Consider the following 14,668-nt stretch of genomic DNA (forward strand, 5'->3'; position numbering starts at 1 on the left):
CCACTCCTTTTTCCGGCGCGACTCCGCGATTGTTGCCCGAACATATCAACGCACGTTAGATTGACGAGATGAGCGACGACCGCTGCGAGCTGCTGTGCATCGACTTCGACCACGCCGAGGGCCTGCGCGCGGCCCTCCCGGAACCCGGCGAGCTCGCGGCGCGCGCGGAGGGCCTGCGCGCGCTGGGCGATCCGACCCGGCTGCGGATCGCCCACGCCCTGCACGCCGGGGACGAGCTGTGCGTGTGCGACCTGGCCTGGATCGTCGGCGCCTCGCAGGGCCTGGTGTCGCACCACCTGCGGTCGCTGCGCTCGGCCGGGCTGGTCGACTCCCGGCGGGACGGCAAGCTGGTGATGTACCGGCTCACCCGCGCCGCCCGCGCACTCCTCGCGACGATCAGCGCGCCCGCGGCCGAGGTGGATCCGGCATGAGCGCCGAGTGCTGCGGTACCGACGGCGCCCACGAGCCCCACGAGCAGCCGCAACGGCTGTGGCAGGTGCGCGAGGTGCGGCTCGCCGCCGTGGCCGGGCTGCTGGTCGGGGCGGGCTTCCTCGCCGGCTGGGCCGGTTCGCCGGGGACCGGGCTGGTGCTGCACGGGGTGGCCGCGCTCGTCGGCGGCGTGACCTTCGTCCCCGGCACGCTGCGGGCCTTGCGGCACCGCCGCGTCGGGGTCGGCACGTTGATGACCATCGCGCTCGTCGGCGCGCTGCTGCTGGGCCAGGTGGCCGAGGCGGCGATGCTGGCCTTCCTGTTCGCCATCAGCGAGGCCCTCGAGGACCACTCCCTGTCGCGCGCCCGGCAGGGCCTGCGCGCCCTGCTCGCGCTCGTGCCCGACCAGGTCACCGTGCTGCGCGGCGGTCGCGAAACCGCCATCCCGCCCGAGCAGGTGCGGGTCGGCGACCGGATGCTGGTGCGCGCCGGGGAACGCCTCGCCAGCGACGGCACCGTCGTGGACGGGCGATCCAGCGTGGACACCGCCGCGATCACCGGCGAATCGGTGCCCGTCGAGGTCGGCACCGGGGACGAGGTCTTCGCCGGATCGGTCAACGGCACCGGCGTGCTCACCGTCGAGGCCACCGCCGCGGTGGCGGACAACTCGCTGGCCACGGTGGTGCGCATCGTCGAGGACGCCCAGCGGCGCAAGGGCGTCCGCCAGCGCATCGCCGACCGGATCTCCCGGCCGCTGGTCCCCGCGGTCATGGTGCTCGCCGCGCTGATCGCCGGGATCGGCGCCCTGCTCGGCGACCCGGGGACCTGGATCGAGCGCGCGCTGGTGGTGCTGGTCGCGGCGGCCCCGTGCGCGCTGGCGATCTCCGTCCCGGTCACCGTGATCGCCGCGGTCGGCACCGCCAGCCGGCTGGGCGTGCTGGTCAAGGGCGGCGCCGCGCTGGAGGCCCTGGGCGCGGTGCGCGCGGTTGCGCTGGACAAGACCGGCACGCTGACCCGCAACGACCCCGCCGTCGTGGAGATCGTGCCCGCCGGCGGCGTCGACCGCGACCGGGTGCTCGCCGTGGCCGCGGCGCTGGAGGCCCGCAGCGAGCACCCGCTGGCCGCCGCGGTTCTCGCCGCCGCACCCGACCCGGTGCCCGCCGAGGAGGTGACGGCCGTGCCCGGCTCCGGTCTCGACGGCACCGTGGACGGGCGCAGCGCCAGGCTGGGCAAGCCCGGATGGCTCGACCCCGGCGCCCTCGACCGGGAGGTGACCCGCCTGCAGGACGCCGGGGCCACGGTCGCCGTCGTCGAACACGACCACGCGGTGCTCGGCATCATCGGCATCCGCGACGAGCTCCGCCCCGAAGCAGCCGAGGCCATCCGGGCGCTGCGCGCGGCCGGGGTGGCGGTCGCCATGCTCACCGGGGACAACGCCCGCACCGCCACCGCGCTGGCCGGTGCGGCCGGCATCACCGAGGTGCACGCCGGACTCCGCCCCGAGGACAAGGCCGCCCTGGTGCGGCGGCTGCGCGATCGCGGCGCGGTCGCCATGGTCGGCGACGGCATCAACGACGCCCCGGCCCTGGCCACCGCGGACGTGGGCATCGCGATGGGCGCCATGGGCACCGACGTCGCGGTGGAGACCGCCGACGTCGCCCTGATGGGCACCGACCTGCGCCACCTGCCGCGCGCCCTCGCCCACGCCCGCCGCGCCCGCCGCATCATGCTGCAGAACATCGCGCTGTCCGCGGTGCTCGTGCTCGCGCTCGTCCCGCTGGCGGCCTTCGGCCTGCTCGGCCTGGCCACCGTGGTGTTCCTCCACGAGCTCGCCGAGGTCTTCGTCATCGCCAACGGCGTCCGCGCCGGCCGGCTCCGCCCCGGGAGCGCGCCACCCCCGACTCCTGAGCGGGTCGCCTGCTCGGAACGGGACCGCACCGGCGACCAGGCCCCGCGGCCGTGACCTCGGCGGGCTACCCGGCGTCCGCGGGCTCGCCGAACCAGGTGCGCAGCGCCCGGGTGAGCTCGCCGGTGTCCGACCCCGCCCAGGCCACGTAGCCGTCCGGGCGCACCAGGATCGCGTCGGCGGGCGGGTCCTCGGCGTCGGCCCGCACCAGGTCCACGCGGTCCTGCCAGCCCGCGAGCGCGACACCGCCCGCGAAGTCCAGCAGGACCGGCCGGGCGCGGTGCTGCGCGGCGGCCAGCCGGCTCCGCGCAGCGGGCGTGCCGAGGTGCAGCTCCGGCATCCAGCCGCCCACGAGCGGGTGGTCACCGCCGCCCGGCATCTCGTAGCGCAGGTCGGCCCCGGCGAGCAGCTCCGCGAGCCGCCGCAGCACCGCGGGCTCGTCGAGCAACTCGCCGAACAGCTCCCGCAGCGCGGTGACCTCGGCGCCCGGTGCGAGCAGCGCGGTCTGCGCGCGGGTCTGCATGAGCACCCGGGCGCCCGCCGGGTGCCGTTCGCGCTCGTAGGTGTCCAGCAGGTCCCGCGGTGCCCGGCCGAGGACCGTCGCCGCGAGCTTCCAGCCCAGGTTGAACACGTCCTGCATGCCGAGGTTCAGGCCCGGCGCACCGACGCTGGAGTGCACGTGCGCGGCGTCCCCGGCCAGCAGGACCCGGCCGTCGCGGTACCGCTCGGCCTGCCGGGAGTGCATCCCGACCCGCCGCCGCCACGCGAGCGGGGCGTCGGAGTCCGGCCGGGTCATGGGCAGGTCCACGCCGGTCACCCTGGTCACCGCGGCGCGCAGCTCGGCCGGCGTCAGGGGAGCGTCCGGATCGGCGGGCGGCTGCCGCCACTCGTGCACGGCCACCCGGTGCACGCCGGGCTGGAACGGCGCGTAGACGAACGCCCCGCGCTCGGTGCGGTTGAAGGCGAACGGGAACATCCGCTGCCCGGGCGCGTCGATGCTCCCGAGCTCGTCGGCGAACGCCGATCCGGGGAGCACCACGTCGCCGCTGCGGGAGACGAAGTGCTCGTCGGTGGTGCCCGGGAACCCGATCCCCGCGAGCTTGCGCACCGAACTGCTCGCGCCGTCGCAGCCCACCAGGTAGGCCGCGGTCACCGCGTAGGCGGCGCCGTCCGGCCCGCGCACGTCGACCCGCACGCCGTCGTCGTCCTGCGCGAACCCGGCGAACTCGTGCCCGCGCCGGAGCCGCGCTCCGCGTTCCACGGCCCACTCCTCCAGCAGCGCCTCCAGCCTCGGTTGCGGGATCCGCAGGCCGTGCAGCGGGTTGTCGGCGAGCGCGCCGAGGTCCAGCGCCAGCCCGCCGAACTGGAAGTAGCGCCCCGGCTCGCCGAGCGGTTCGCCGCCGGAGAGCCGGTCGTGCAGGCCGCGCAGGTCCAGCGCTTGCACGACACGCCCGATCACACCGTTCGCGCGGGGCTCCCCGGTGCGTTCCCGCAACCGTTCGAGCACCACGGGCCGCAACCCCAGCAGCGAGAGCTCCCCCGCGAGCAACAACCCGTTCGGCCCGGCACCCACGATCACCACATCGACGTCCACCCCGGGATCATCCCGGAACCGCCCAGGCACCGGCAGGCGATCGCCGGTACGCCCCGCGCGGTCGGACCCGCCGGCAGGGGCGTGGAGTGGGGCCGGAGGGACTCGAACCCTCACTGGCTAGGACCTAAACCTAGTGCCTCTGCCAATTGGGCTACGGCCCCCGCCGGGACAGCCTAGCGCCGCCCGCGGCCGGGGCGGAACGGGTGTTCGGTCGCGACACGGTGAACCGCCGCTGCACCCCGGCGGAGGGGTGATCTACCGTGTCAGCAGCCAGGTGAACGTGAGGAGGACACGTGGCACGTGATCCGGACACCATCGAGCGGGAGATCCAGCAGGCGCGCGACGCGCTGGCCACCACGCTGGACGAGCTCAGCGTCAAGGCGGACCCGAAGCGGTTCGTCGAGGCGGGCAAGTCCACCGTGCGGGACAAGCTCAGCGACCCCCGGGTCCGCTACGCCCTGATCGGCGTCGGTGCGCTGGTCACCGTCGCGGTGGTGCGCAAGCTGTTCAAGTGAGGACGGGGGCCTCCGCGAGGATCACACCCGCGCGGAAGGCTCACCGGCCTCGTCGCCCACCCGCACGTCCCCGGCCCTGGTCACCCGCATGATCACGCCGAACAGGTTGTCGTGCGCGCCGATCAGGTGCTGCTGCAGCCCGCGCCAGCGCTCCCGGCCCGCCGCGTCCCAGCTCGGCACCGCGCAACGCACGCACGGACCGCTGTGCTCGCCGGTCACCGCCAGTTCCACCTCGCCCACGGCGAGCCGCACGCCCGGCTCCCAGCGCTGCTCCGCGAACGCGGGCAGGTCCGCCTCCAGGTGCAGGTTCGTCCGGAACCGCCGCAGGTCGACCTCGGCGCCCAGCTCCTCGCCCAACCCGTCCAGGGACGCCTGGAAGGTGACCAGCACCGTCGGGCCCCGGTCCTGCTGCCCGGGTGCGGCCCGCAGGGCCAGCGGTCCGCCCAGCGAGGTGGTCAGCGCCTCGGCCAGCCCCGGATCGCCCCAGGTCCACCTGGTGCCGTCGGGTCCGCGCAGCTCCGGCGGGCCCACCGGATCCGGCACGTCCCCGTAGGCCGCCGACCAGCTCAGCATCCCGGAGTCCTGCCGCACGGTGCGGACCTTGCCGTCGCGCCCCCGGCGCCCGTCGACCAGCGCGTGCGCGCGGTCACCCGCCATCCCGCGGTCGTCGAGGCGCGCCGCCGAGACGTCCTCGCCGCGCAGCGACTTGACCGGCCAGCGGTGCAGCCCTCGAACGGTTCCAGCCAGCACCCCGCGCCTCCTCGAACTCGCCGACACCGCCGCGCGGCGGTGTCCACGTCGCACCTTAGCCAGCCGGTGCGGTGCTGGTCACGTCCCGCGGTGCAGCAGGGGCAGCAGCGCCTGGGTGAGCAGCCGCTCGACGAACTCGGCGTCCAGCGGTTCGTCGGTGAGCATCAGCCGGTAGAGCAGCGCGGCGCCGGTGAGCTCCACGATCGTGTCGACCGGTGCCTCCGGGCCGATCTCGCCGCGCCGCAGGCCGCGGTCGATGAGCCTGCGCACCACGTCGCGCTGCGGCAGCAGGAACGAGGTGCGGAACGCGGCGGCGAGCTCCGGTTCGTGCGGCAGCTCACCGACGAGGGCCTGCGCGGCCTTGCCGACCGGGCCGGTGAGGAACGACGCGAACGCGCTGAGGAACTCCCGCAGGTCGTGCTCGACGGAGCCGCTGTCGGGCTCGGGGATGTTGCGCTGCACGAGCTGGGTGCAGGTGTCGATCACCAGGTCCAGCTTGGAGTCCCAGCGGCGGTAGATGGTGGCCTTGCCGGCGCGGGCCTGCGCGGCGACGGCGTCCATCGTCAGCGCGCGGTAGCCCACCTCGGCGAGCACTTCCATCGCTGCTTGGCGCAGGGCGGCGTCCCGGCTGGCGTCCCGGGGCCGACCGCGTCCGGGACGGTTCGGATCCACCGCTGGCTCCCCCTCGGGCGCACTGCTCGTCGACGCTGTCACGGCAGTCATCCTAGGGAAGCCCGGCCCGGGAACCGGGGCCATCGGGTCCACTGTGCACGCCTTCGTGTCACCGCCGCAGCGCCTGGGCGCTGCCCGCGGCGGCGGCAGCGGCCTGCCGGGTGGCCTCGTCGGTCAGCCCGTGCCGAGCTTGCAAGTAGGCGGTGGTGAACGCGAAGCCGTCCCCGTTGAGCAGGTGGATCACCACGCGCCCCGCCGGACTCGGGGCCAGCTCCTCGATGATCTGGTCGGCCGTGTCCCGCGCCGCGATGAGTCCGGCGGCGCGGGCCGAGCGGCGCTCCGCTCCGGCGGTGACGGTGATCTGCCAGTCGTCTCCGTCCGGCACGTAGTTCGCGGTGATGTGTCCGGTCGCCATGTGTGCTCAGCCTCCGGCCTGCTCGGGCGTTCGTGTGACGCGCATGCCCGGAACAGCTCACACCGGGCGGTGCGTACGTTCCGGACCGGTCACGCCAAGTGTGGTGACTCGACTTTACGGGTCAACCACGAGGCAGGTCCTCCGGTGTGTCGATGTCGTGGCCGGAGGCGACGTCGTCACAGGCCACCAGGGCCACCTCCCGCGTCCGGAGGTAGTCCCGCGCGCCCGCGTCGCCGACCGCGGCCGTCCGCGCACCGGCCCAGTGCGCGCGCCCGAGCAGCACGGGGTGGCTGCGCCGGCCGGCCTGCGCGGCGGCCGCGAGCACCTCCCGGTCCACCGCCCGCGCCGCGACCCGCCGGACCGCCTCCGGCCCGACGCCGGGCATGTCGACCGGCAGCACCAGCGCCGCGTCCGCCCCGCCCCCGGCCAGGGCGTCCAGCGCCACCCGCAGCGAGGACCCCATCCCGGACTCCCAGCCGGGGTTGTCCAGCAGCACCGCGCCGCCGAGGTCGGCGCGCTCGCGCACCTCCGCCGCCGCCGCGCCCAGCACCACCAGGACGGGATCGCACCCGCCGTCGGCGAGGACCTGGGCGGCCCGCTCGACCAGCAGCGAACCGCCGAGCTCCACGAGGGCCTTGGGCCCGCCGAACCGACGTCCGGCCCCGGCCGCCAGCACCACTCCCGCTACCCGCACGGCGCCAACCTAGCCGCCGAGCACCGCCTCGACCGCCTCGATGCCGAAGTAGGCGGTGAAGATCACCGCGAGGACCCCGACGAACCAGCCGATCTCGCGAACGCGGCCCCGGGCGAGCTTGATCACGGCGAAGGCGATGATCCCGGCGCCGATGCCGTTGGTGATCATGTAGGTGAACGGGATCACCGCGATGGTCAGGAACGCGGGCACCACGTAGTCCGGGTCCGACCACGGGATGTGCCGGGCCTGCGCCATCATCATCGCGCCGACCAGCACCAGGGCCGGGGCCGCGGCCTGCGCGGGCACGATCGCCGCCAGCGGCGTGAACAGCAGCGTCGCGCAGAACAGCAGTCCGGTGACCACCGACGCCAGCCCGGTGCGGGCGCCCTCGGCCACGCCGGTGGCCGACTCCAGGAACACCGTGTTCGGGGACGATCCGGACAACCCGCCCGCCGCGGCGGCCACCCCGTCCACCGCGAGGATGCGTCCCATCCCGAGCACCTTGCCGTCGCGGACCAGCCCGGCCTCGCTGCTGACGCTGGTGATGGTGCCCATCGCGTCGAAGAAGCCGGACAGCACGAGGGTGAACAGGAACACCGCCGCCGCGATGCCCCCGGCCGAGGCGAAACCGCCGAACAGGTCGACCTGGCCGAACAGGCTGAAGTCCGGGCTGCCGACGATCCGCTCCGGCAGCTCCGGGACCACGGTGCCCCACCCCTGCGGGTCCAGGCCCAGCGCGGCGTGGGCGAGCACGGCGACACCGGTGCTCACCGCGATGCCGATCAGCATCGCCCCCGGCACCCGGCGGGCCATCAGCACCAGCATCAGCAGCAGGCTCAGGCAGAACACCGCCACCGGCACCCCGGACAGGTGCCCGCCGTCGCCGAGCTGCACCGGGACGGTGGTGCCCGCCGCGTCCGGCACCCGGGTCACGAACCCGGCGCTGACCAGCCCGATCAGCGCGATGTAGAGGCCGATGCCGACGGTCAGCGCGGTCTTGAGCGCGTCCGGGATGGCGTTGATGATCCGCTCCCGCAGACCGCTCACCGCCAGCACCACGATGACGACGCCCTCCAGCACGACCAGGCCGAACGCCTGCGCCCAGGTCATCGCGGGGGCGATGGTGTAGGCGACCACGGCGTTGATGCCGAGCCCGGCGGCCATCGCCAGCGGCGCGTTGCCGACCACGCCCATCAGGACCGTCATCACCCCCGCGGTGGCCGCGGTCGCGGTGGTGAGCTGCGCGGAGGTGAGCTGGGCCCCGGTCGCGTCCGCCGACGAACCGAGGATCAGCGGGTTGAGCATCACGATGTAGGCCATCGCCACGAACGTCGTCAGGCCGCCGCGGAGCTCGCGGGTGAGCGTGGAGCCGCGTTCGGTGATGGCGAAGAAGCGGTCCACCGCGCCGGGGCGCGCGGTGGGTCTGGAAGTCTCCGATCGCTGGGTCATGGGCCGTCCTCCCGTGCTGGTGGGCCCGTGCGCGGGCACGTCGGGTCGCGTCCCGGGGAGCGGGACGTCGACGGTGGGGGATCGGCGCGGCCACCGCCGCACCGCGGGGTGAATCCGTTCCAGGTGAGGGGCACCCTTGTCCCAGTAACTCGGGCAAGGGGGCCCCTCACTCAGCTACCGAACGGGTGAGGGTCGTGCTCGGGGAGCGGCGGAGCCGCTGTGCGATGGGGCGCGCGGCCCGCACCGCGGCGGGTCCTCAGCGGTCTGCTCGTGAGGACGGCCGCGGCGCCGTCCGATCGGGACCTCGGGAGCCGATCGGCGCGGCCACCGCCGGGTGATTCCGGGTGAGGGGCGCCCTTGTCCCAGTAAGGGGTCCTTTCAGAATGCGGCGGAGCCGCATGCGGTGAGGCACGCAACCGGCACCGCCGCGGGTTCTCAGCGGTCTTCTCGCGAGGACAGCCGTGACGCCGTGTACGTGGTTGGTACATCAGGAGCGGCTCCCGGAGCGAGAAGGCCGCTGAGGTTCCGCTACCCGCACCGCCACGCAGATCATTCTGAAACAGGTCCTAACTTGGGCAAGGGGGCCCTTCACTCAGGTACCGAACGGGTAAGGGGTCAGTAGTCGACCCGGTCGGCCTTGGCCCGCCAGGCGTCGAAGGCGTCGTTGCGGCGGGGGGTGTCCACCCGGACCACCGGGGTGGGGCTGCCCGCGCTCGGGTCACGGACGATGTCGTAGAACGCCCGGTCGTCGAAGCCGGCCGCCGCCGCGTCGTCCCGGTCGGCGGCGTAAAGCACCCGGTCCATCCGCGACCACAGCGCGGCGGCCAGGCACATCGGGCACGGTTCGCAGGAGGTCACCAGCACGCAGCCGCTCAGCGTGAAGCTGCCCAGGGCGCGGCAGGCCCGGCGGATCGCCGTGACCTCCGCGTGCGCGGTCGGGTCCAGGTCGACGGTCACCAGGTTCGTCCCGGTGGCCACGACCTCCCCGTCGCGCACCACCAGGGCGCCGAACGGGCCGCCGCCCTCGGCGACGTTGGCGGTGGCGAGCTCGATGCACCGCACCAGCCACCGCTGCTCGACGTCCGGTGCGGTGGCGGGGTCCACGGCCATGTCGGTCTCCTTCCTCGGGGCGCGCCGGTCGCCCGGCACGTGTCTTCGTCGTCTCGGCGCGGTTCTCAGATCAGGTGTTCCGGGGCGACCGGGGTGTGGGTGAGCTCCTTGCCGGTCGCGGCGCGGATCGCGGCGACCACCGCCGGGGTGGTGGAGATCGTCGGCGGTTCGCCGACGCCGCGGACGCCGTAGGGCGCGTTCGGGTCGCCGCGCTCGATCACGTCGATCTCCATCGGCGGCATGTCCAGGATCGTCGGGATCAGGTAGTCGGTGAACGACGGATTGCGGATCACCCCGTCGCGCACCTGGATCTCCTCCATCACCGCCAGCCCGAGGCCCTGCGCCGAACCGCCCTGGATCTGGCCGAGCACCGCCTCCGGGTTCATCGCCTTGCCGACGTCCTGGGCGCAGGCCAGCTGCACCACCTTGACCAGGCCCAGCTCGGTGTCCACGTCGACCACCGCGCGGTGGGCGGAGAACGCGTGCTGGACCTGGGCGCGCTCGCTGGTGCCCAGCTCGTCCAGCGGGAAGGTCTCGCGGTGGTGGAACTCCCGGGTCTCCTCGACCACGTCGTCGCCGAGCAGTTCGGTCAGCTCGGCCACCACCGCACCGGTCGCGGTCACCACCGCGCCGCCGCGCAGCTCCAGCGACGCCGGGTCGTGCCCGTCGACCCGGCGCAGCACCGCCTCGCGCACCGCCGCGCAGGCCACCTGCACCGCACCGCCGGTCATGTAGGTCTGGCGGGACGCCGAGCTCGACCCGGCCGGGCCGACCGAGGTGTCGTTCGGGTGGATGGTCACCCGCTCGACGCCGAGCTCGGTGCGGGCGATCTGCTGCTGCACCGTCACCAGGCCCTGCCCGACCTCGGCGGCCGCGGTGTGCACCATCGCCGCGGGTTCCCCGCCGACGACCTGCAACCGGACCCGCGCGGTGGAGAAGTCGTCGGCGCCCTCGGCGTAGCAGATGTTCTTGATCGTCACCCCGTAGCCCACGCCGCGCACCACGCCTTCGCCGTGGGTGGTGTTGGCCGCCCCGCCGGGCAGATCGCGGATGTCGGGCCGCTCGGCGCGCTCCGGCGGCATCGGCAGCGCGCGGACCCGCTCCAGCAGTTCGGCCACCGGCGCCGGGTAGTCCAGCACCTGCCCGGTCGGCACCGCGTCGCCCTCGGCGAGCGCGTTGCGGATCCGCAGCTCCACCGGGTCCATCCCGAGCGCGGCGGCCAGCTTGTCCATCTGCGACTCGTAGGCGAAGGTCGGCTGCACCGCGCCGAGACCGCGCATCGCGCCGCACGGCGGGTTGTTGGTGTAGACGCCCCAGCTCTCCATCGCCACGTTCGGCACCGCGTAGGGGCCGACGCCGAGGGTGATGCCGTTGCCGACCACCACCGGGGTCTTCGAGGCGTAGGCGCCGCCGTCGAAGTACTGCCGGGCCTTGACGTAGACCAGCTCGCCGTCCCGGGTGGCGCCGTGCTCGTAGTACATCCGCGCCGGGTGCCGGTGCACGTGGCCGTGGAACGACTCCTCGCGGCTGTAGACCATCTTCACCGGCTTGCCGGCGCGCAGCGCCAGCATGCACACGTGGACCTGGATGGACAGGTCCTCCCGGCCGCCGAACGCGCCGCCGACGCCGGACATCGTCAGCCGCACCTTCTCCGGCGGCAGGCCCAGGGCGCGGGCGGTCTGCGCGAGGTCGGAGTGCAGGTCCTGGGTCGCCAGGTACAGGTCGACCCCGCCGTCCTCGGCGGGGATCGCCAGCCCCGACTCCGGTCCGAGGAACGCCTGGTCCTGCATCCCGACCGTGTAGACCCCGGACACCACGACCTCGGCGGTGGCCTCCGGATCGCCGTGGACCAGCCGCTGGTGGCGGACCACGTTGCCGTCCGGGTGCAGCGCGGTCAGCGCGGTGTCGTGGGCGGCGCGCTCCGGGTCGGTGATCGGGTCGAGCACCTCGTAGTCCACCGCGATCCGGTCCAGCGCCCGCCGGGCCGTCTCCGGGTGGTCGGCGGCCACCAGCGCCACGGCTTCGCCCTGGTAGCGCACCACGTCGGCGGCGAGCACCGGCTGATCGGCGTACTTGAGCCCGTACCGGTTGTCGCCGGGCACGTCCTCGGCGGTGAGCACCGCGTGCACCCCGGCCATCCGCAGCGCCTCGCCGACGGCGACCGACCTGATCCGGGCGTGCGGGTGCGGGCTGCGCAGCGTCGCACCCCACAGCATGTCCTCGGCCCACAGGTCCGAGGCGTAGGCGTACTCGCCGCGCACCTTCAGCACGCCGTCCGGGCGCAGCGGGGATTCGCCGATCCCGCCGGTGATGGCGTCGTCGAGGTGCTGCGGGCTGCGAGCGGGTGCGTGATCGCTCATCGGGTTCCCTCCTGGCGGACGTGGGCGCTGGCCCGGCGGAGCTCATCGGTCAGTTCGGGGGCCACCGCGCCGTCGGTGACGACGGTGCGACCGCCGCACAGCAGCGCCGCCACCGTCGGCGGGGGACCGAGCACCAGCGCGGCCACCGGGTCGGTGATGCCCGCGTGGTCGAGCCCGTCCAGCCGCCACACGGCCACGTCGGCCAGCGCCCCGGGGCGCAGCGCGCCGAGCTCGTCGTCCCGGCCGAGGCACCGCGCCCCGCCCCGGGTCGCCAGCCGCAGCGCGTCCCGCACCGCCAGCGCCTCCGGCCCGTAGCGGGCCCGCGCCAGCAGCAGCGACTGCCGCAGTTCCTCGACCATGCCGCCGGATTCGTTGGACGCGACCCCGTCCACCCCCAGGCCGACGGGGACCTCGGCGTCCAGCAGCGGGCGCAGCCGGGCCATCCCGGCGCCGAGCCGCCCGTTGGAGCTCGGGCAGTGCGCCACGCCGGTCCCGGTCGCGCCGAGCCGGGCGATGGCGGCGTCGGACAGGTGCACCCCGTGCGCCAGCCACACGTCCGGCCCGAGCCAGCCGAGCTCGGCGGCGTGCTCCACCGGGGTGCGGCCGAACTCCCGCAGGCACTGCTGCTCCTCGTCGACGGTCTCGGCGAGGTGGGTGTGCAACCGGACCCCGAGCCGGCGGGCCAGGTCGGCGGCCTCGCGCATCAGCTCGGTGCTCACCGTGAACGGCGAGCACGGGCCGATCGCAACCCGGACCCGGGCGCCCGGTGCGGGATCGTGGAACTCCGCCACGGCCTCCTGCGTGGCCGCCAGCGCCTCGTCCCGGTCCTCGACCACCGAATCCGGCGGCAGCCCGCCCTGCGAGCGACCCCGGTCCATCGAGCCGCGCACCGCGTGCAGCCGCACCCCGACCCGGTCGGCGGCCGAGACGACCGCGCCGAAGACGTCGCCGCCACCGCGCGGGAACAGGTAGTGGTGGTCGGCGGTGGTGGTGCAGCCGGTCGCCGCCAGCCGGGCCAGCCCGGCGGAGGCGGCGGCGTGCGTGCTCTCGGCGTCCAGCCGCGCCCACACCGGGTAGAGCTCGGTGAGCCAGCCGAACAGCGGCGCGTCCACCGCGTAGCCGCGGGTCGCCCACTGGTAGAGGTGGTGGTGGGTGTTGATCAGGCCCGGTGTGACCAGGCATCCGGTGGCGTCGATGCGCCGCACCGGACCGTCCTGCGGCGGCGCGGAACCCGGGCCGACGGCCACCACCCGGTCGTCGTCGATCACCACGTGGCCCTCGTCGAACTCGGTGCCCGCGTCGTCGACCGCGACGACCGCACCGCCTTCGACGATCGTGCGGCTCATGCCCGCGCCCGTCGCCGGGCGGCCGCGCGGACCGCGTCCATGATCTTCTCGTAGCCGGTGCAGCGGCAGAGGTTGCCCGCCAGCGCCTCCCGGATCTCGGCGTCGGACGGCTCGGCCACCCGTTCGAGCAGGTCGTGGGTCTGCACCAGCAGTCCCGGCGTGCAGAACCCGCACTGCACGGCGCCGGCCGCGACGAACTCCTCCTGCACCGGGTCGAGCCGGTCGTCCTCGGCCAGCCCTTCGACGGTGCGCACCGAGCGGCCCTCGGCCTGACCGGCCGCCACCAGGCAGGAGCACACCGGGACCTCGTCCAGGTAGACCGTGCACGACCCGCATTCGCCCTGCTCGCAGGCGTTCTTCGAACCGGGCAGGCCGAGCCGCTCGCGCAGCACGTGCAGCAGGCTCTCGCCCTCCCAGACGTCGTCCGCCTCCTGGGCGCGGCCGTTGACGGTGAATTTCAGGCGCATTCCTGCCTCCCGGTGCAGTGCTCGTCCCAGGCCCAGGTGAGGGACCGGCGGGCCAGCACGGCCAGCGCATGCCTGCGGTAGGCGGCCGTGCCCCGGACGTCGTCGATGGGTGAGGTGGCCGCGGCCACCAGTTCGCCGAACCGGCGGACCACCGGTTCCGGCAGCGGGCGCGGTGCGCCCCAGGGGAGTTCGGCGGCCAGGAAGTCCTCGGCTTCCCGCGCGCGCCGCGGGGTCGGTGCGGCGGCGCCGATTCCGGTGCCGACCCGCTGCCGCTCCGGGTGCAGCGCCACCGCGAAGGTGCACACCGCGATCACCATCGCGTTGCGGGTGCCGACCTTCGCGAACTGCTGCGGACCACCGGCCGGGGCCACGTGCACCGCGGCGATCAGCTCGTCGGGGGCCAGCGCGGTCCGCTTCGGGCCGGTGAAGAACTCCGCGACCGGCAGCCGCCGGGTGCCGCGCACCGACGCCACCTCGACCTCGGCGTCGGAGGCCAGCAGCGGCGGGTGCGCGTCCCCGGCAGGCGAGCCGGAGCCGAGGTTGCCGCCGACGGTGCCCCGGTTGCGGATCTGCGGGGAGCCCACGGTGCGGGCGGCCATCGCCAGCCCCGGCAACCGGTCGCCGAGCTCGTCGATCAGCCGGGCGTAGGGCACCCCGGCGCCGATCCGCAGCACGCCGCCGGATTCGGACAGCTCGGCCAGCTCGGGCACCCGCGTCAGGTCGAGCAGCGCCCCGGGCCTGCGGTGGTCGAAGTTGACCTCGACCATCACGTCGGTGCCCCCCGCGATCGGCGTCGCGTCCGGGTGAGCCGCCCGGGCCGCGAGCGCGTCCTGCCAGGAGGTCGGACGGAGGAATTCCACGGTGTGTCTCCCGTCGCCGTGTGGAGGTCGGGCCAGTAGACCGCCGCGGGGGGTGCGCTGCCTAGCGTGGGAACAGCTGAAAAGCCGGTGCACCACGTTCG

Annotated in this window: 14 protein-coding genes and 1 tRNA gene; 3 read left to right on the forward strand and 12 right to left on the reverse strand. The window is 74.7% G+C overall.

From position 1 onward, the window contains the following. The first annotated feature begins 68 nt into the window (after positions 1 to 68). Together ABD976_RS13820 and ABD976_RS13825 are read left to right on the forward strand one after the other, a co-directional pair. A complete protein-coding gene (locus ABD976_RS13820; RefSeq protein WP_345362958.1) occupies positions 69 to 431 on the forward strand; it encodes an ArsR/SmtB family transcription factor in 363 nt (120 codons plus the stop codon). Beyond that, positions 428 to 2,392, forward strand: a complete 1,965-nt coding sequence (locus ABD976_RS13825; protein WP_345362960.1) for a heavy metal translocating P-type ATPase — start codon at positions 428 to 430, stop codon at positions 2,390 to 2,392. Before ABD976_RS13820 ends, ABD976_RS13825 begins: the two co-directional genes overlap by 4 nt. A gap of 10 nt (positions 2,393 to 2,402) precedes the next feature. Here the strand turns inward: ABD976_RS13825 and ABD976_RS13830 are convergent, their stop codons facing one another. After that, positions 2,403 to 3,929, reverse strand: coding sequence for an FAD-dependent monooxygenase (locus tag ABD976_RS13830; RefSeq protein WP_345362962.1), 1,527 nt, complete (start codon positions 3,927 to 3,929; stop codon positions 2,403 to 2,405). Between the two features lie 87 nt (positions 3,930 to 4,016). Beyond that, positions 4,017 to 4,090, reverse strand: a tRNA-Leu gene (locus tag ABD976_RS13835). A 132-nt stretch (positions 4,091 to 4,222) separates the two neighbouring features. On the opposite strand from ABD976_RS13835, the gene ABD976_RS13840 reads away from it, so the two are divergent. Next, positions 4,223 to 4,444, forward strand: a complete 222-nt coding sequence (locus ABD976_RS13840; RefSeq protein WP_345362964.1) for a DUF3618 domain-containing protein — start codon at positions 4,223 to 4,225, stop codon at positions 4,442 to 4,444. A gap of 21 nt (positions 4,445 to 4,465) precedes the next feature. On the opposite strand, the gene ABD976_RS13845 is transcribed toward ABD976_RS13840, so the two are convergent. The 10 genes from ABD976_RS13845 to ABD976_RS13890 all read right to left on the reverse strand — a co-directional run bounded on the left by ABD976_RS13845 (position 4,466) and on the right by ABD976_RS13890 (position 14,567). Beyond that, positions 4,466 to 5,194 (reverse strand): MOSC domain-containing protein, encoded by a 729-nt coding sequence (locus tag ABD976_RS13845; RefSeq protein WP_345362966.1) that lies wholly within the window; start codon positions 5,192 to 5,194, stop codon positions 4,466 to 4,468. Between the two features lie 78 nt (positions 5,195 to 5,272). Continuing rightward, positions 5,273 to 5,866, reverse strand: coding sequence for a TetR/AcrR family transcriptional regulator (locus ABD976_RS13850; protein WP_345362968.1), 594 nt, complete (start codon positions 5,864 to 5,866; stop codon positions 5,273 to 5,275). A gap of 109 nt (positions 5,867 to 5,975) precedes the next feature. Further along, positions 5,976 to 6,281: a hypothetical protein gene (locus ABD976_RS13855; protein ID WP_345362970.1), complete on the reverse strand. Its 306-nt coding sequence runs from the start codon at positions 6,279 to 6,281 to the stop codon at positions 5,976 to 5,978. 121 nt (positions 6,282 to 6,402) lie between these two features. After that, the gene (locus ABD976_RS13860) at positions 6,403 to 6,975 is read right to left on the reverse strand and encodes a nucleotidyltransferase family protein (RefSeq protein WP_345362972.1); all 573 of its coding nucleotides are present in this window, start codon (positions 6,973 to 6,975) and stop codon (positions 6,403 to 6,405) included. 9 nt (positions 6,976 to 6,984) lie between these two features. After that, positions 6,985 to 8,424, reverse strand: coding sequence for an NCS2 family permease (locus tag ABD976_RS13865; protein ID WP_345362974.1), 1,440 nt, complete (start codon positions 8,422 to 8,424; stop codon positions 6,985 to 6,987). Between the two features lie 615 nt (positions 8,425 to 9,039). After that, positions 9,040 to 9,534, reverse strand: coding sequence for a nucleoside deaminase (locus ABD976_RS13870; protein ID WP_345362976.1), 495 nt, complete (start codon positions 9,532 to 9,534; stop codon positions 9,040 to 9,042). Positions 9,535 to 9,599: 65 nt separating this feature from the next. Further along, entirely contained in the window at positions 9,600 to 11,894 is a 2,295-nt protein-coding gene (pucD, locus tag ABD976_RS13875) for a xanthine dehydrogenase subunit D (RefSeq protein WP_345362978.1), read from the reverse strand. Continuing rightward, positions 11,891 to 13,240 carry an 8-oxoguanine deaminase gene (locus ABD976_RS13880; RefSeq protein WP_345362979.1) on the reverse strand — a complete coding sequence of 450 codons (1,350 nt, stop codon included), beginning with the start codon at positions 13,238 to 13,240 and terminating at the stop codon, positions 11,891 to 11,893. The genes pucD and ABD976_RS13880 overlap by 4 nt, the downstream gene beginning before the upstream one ends. Further along, positions 13,237 to 13,707: a (2Fe-2S)-binding protein gene (locus tag ABD976_RS13885; protein ID WP_345362980.1), complete on the reverse strand. Its 471-nt coding sequence runs from the start codon at positions 13,705 to 13,707 to the stop codon at positions 13,237 to 13,239. The genes ABD976_RS13880 and ABD976_RS13885 overlap by 4 nt, the downstream gene beginning before the upstream one ends. Continuing rightward, positions 13,698 to 14,567, reverse strand: a complete 870-nt coding sequence (locus ABD976_RS13890) for an FAD binding domain-containing protein (protein ID WP_345362982.1) — start codon at positions 14,565 to 14,567, stop codon at positions 13,698 to 13,700. The genes ABD976_RS13885 and ABD976_RS13890 overlap by 10 nt, the downstream gene beginning before the upstream one ends. Between the last annotated feature and the right edge of the window lie 101 nt (positions 14,568 to 14,668).

The sequence above is a fragment of the Saccharopolyspora cebuensis genome (genome assembly GCF_039542665.1).
In the GTDB taxonomy this organism is placed as follows: domain Bacteria; phylum Actinomycetota; class Actinomycetes; order Mycobacteriales; family Pseudonocardiaceae; genus Saccharopolyspora; species Saccharopolyspora cebuensis.

Excerpts from the sequence above, each read along its gene's own strand:
- ABD976_RS13820 (WP_345362958.1), top strand. The coding sequence starts at position 69 with ATGAGCGACGACCGCTGCGAGCTGCTGTGCATCGACTTCGACCACGCC.
- ABD976_RS13825 (WP_345362960.1), top strand. The coding sequence starts at position 428 with ATGAGCGCCGAGTGCTGCGGTACCGACGGCGCCCACGAGCCCCACGAG.
- ABD976_RS13855 (WP_345362970.1), bottom strand. The coding sequence starts at position 6,281 with ATGGCGACCGGACACATCACCGCGAACTACGTGCCGGACGGAGACGAC.
- ABD976_RS13865 (WP_345362974.1), bottom strand. The coding sequence starts at position 8,424 with ATGACCCAGCGATCGGAGACTTCCAGACCCACCGCGCGCCCCGGCGCG.
- ABD976_RS13870 (WP_345362976.1), bottom strand. The coding sequence starts at position 9,534 with ATGGCCGTGGACCCCGCCACCGCACCGGACGTCGAGCAGCGGTGGCTG.
- pucD (WP_345362978.1), bottom strand. The coding sequence starts at position 11,894 with ATGAGCGATCACGCACCCGCTCGCAGCCCGCAGCACCTCGACGACGCC.
- ABD976_RS13880 (WP_345362979.1), bottom strand. The coding sequence starts at position 13,240 with ATGAGCCGCACGATCGTCGAAGGCGGTGCGGTCGTCGCGGTCGACGAC.
- ABD976_RS13885 (WP_345362980.1), bottom strand. The coding sequence starts at position 13,707 with ATGCGCCTGAAATTCACCGTCAACGGCCGCGCCCAGGAGGCGGACGAC.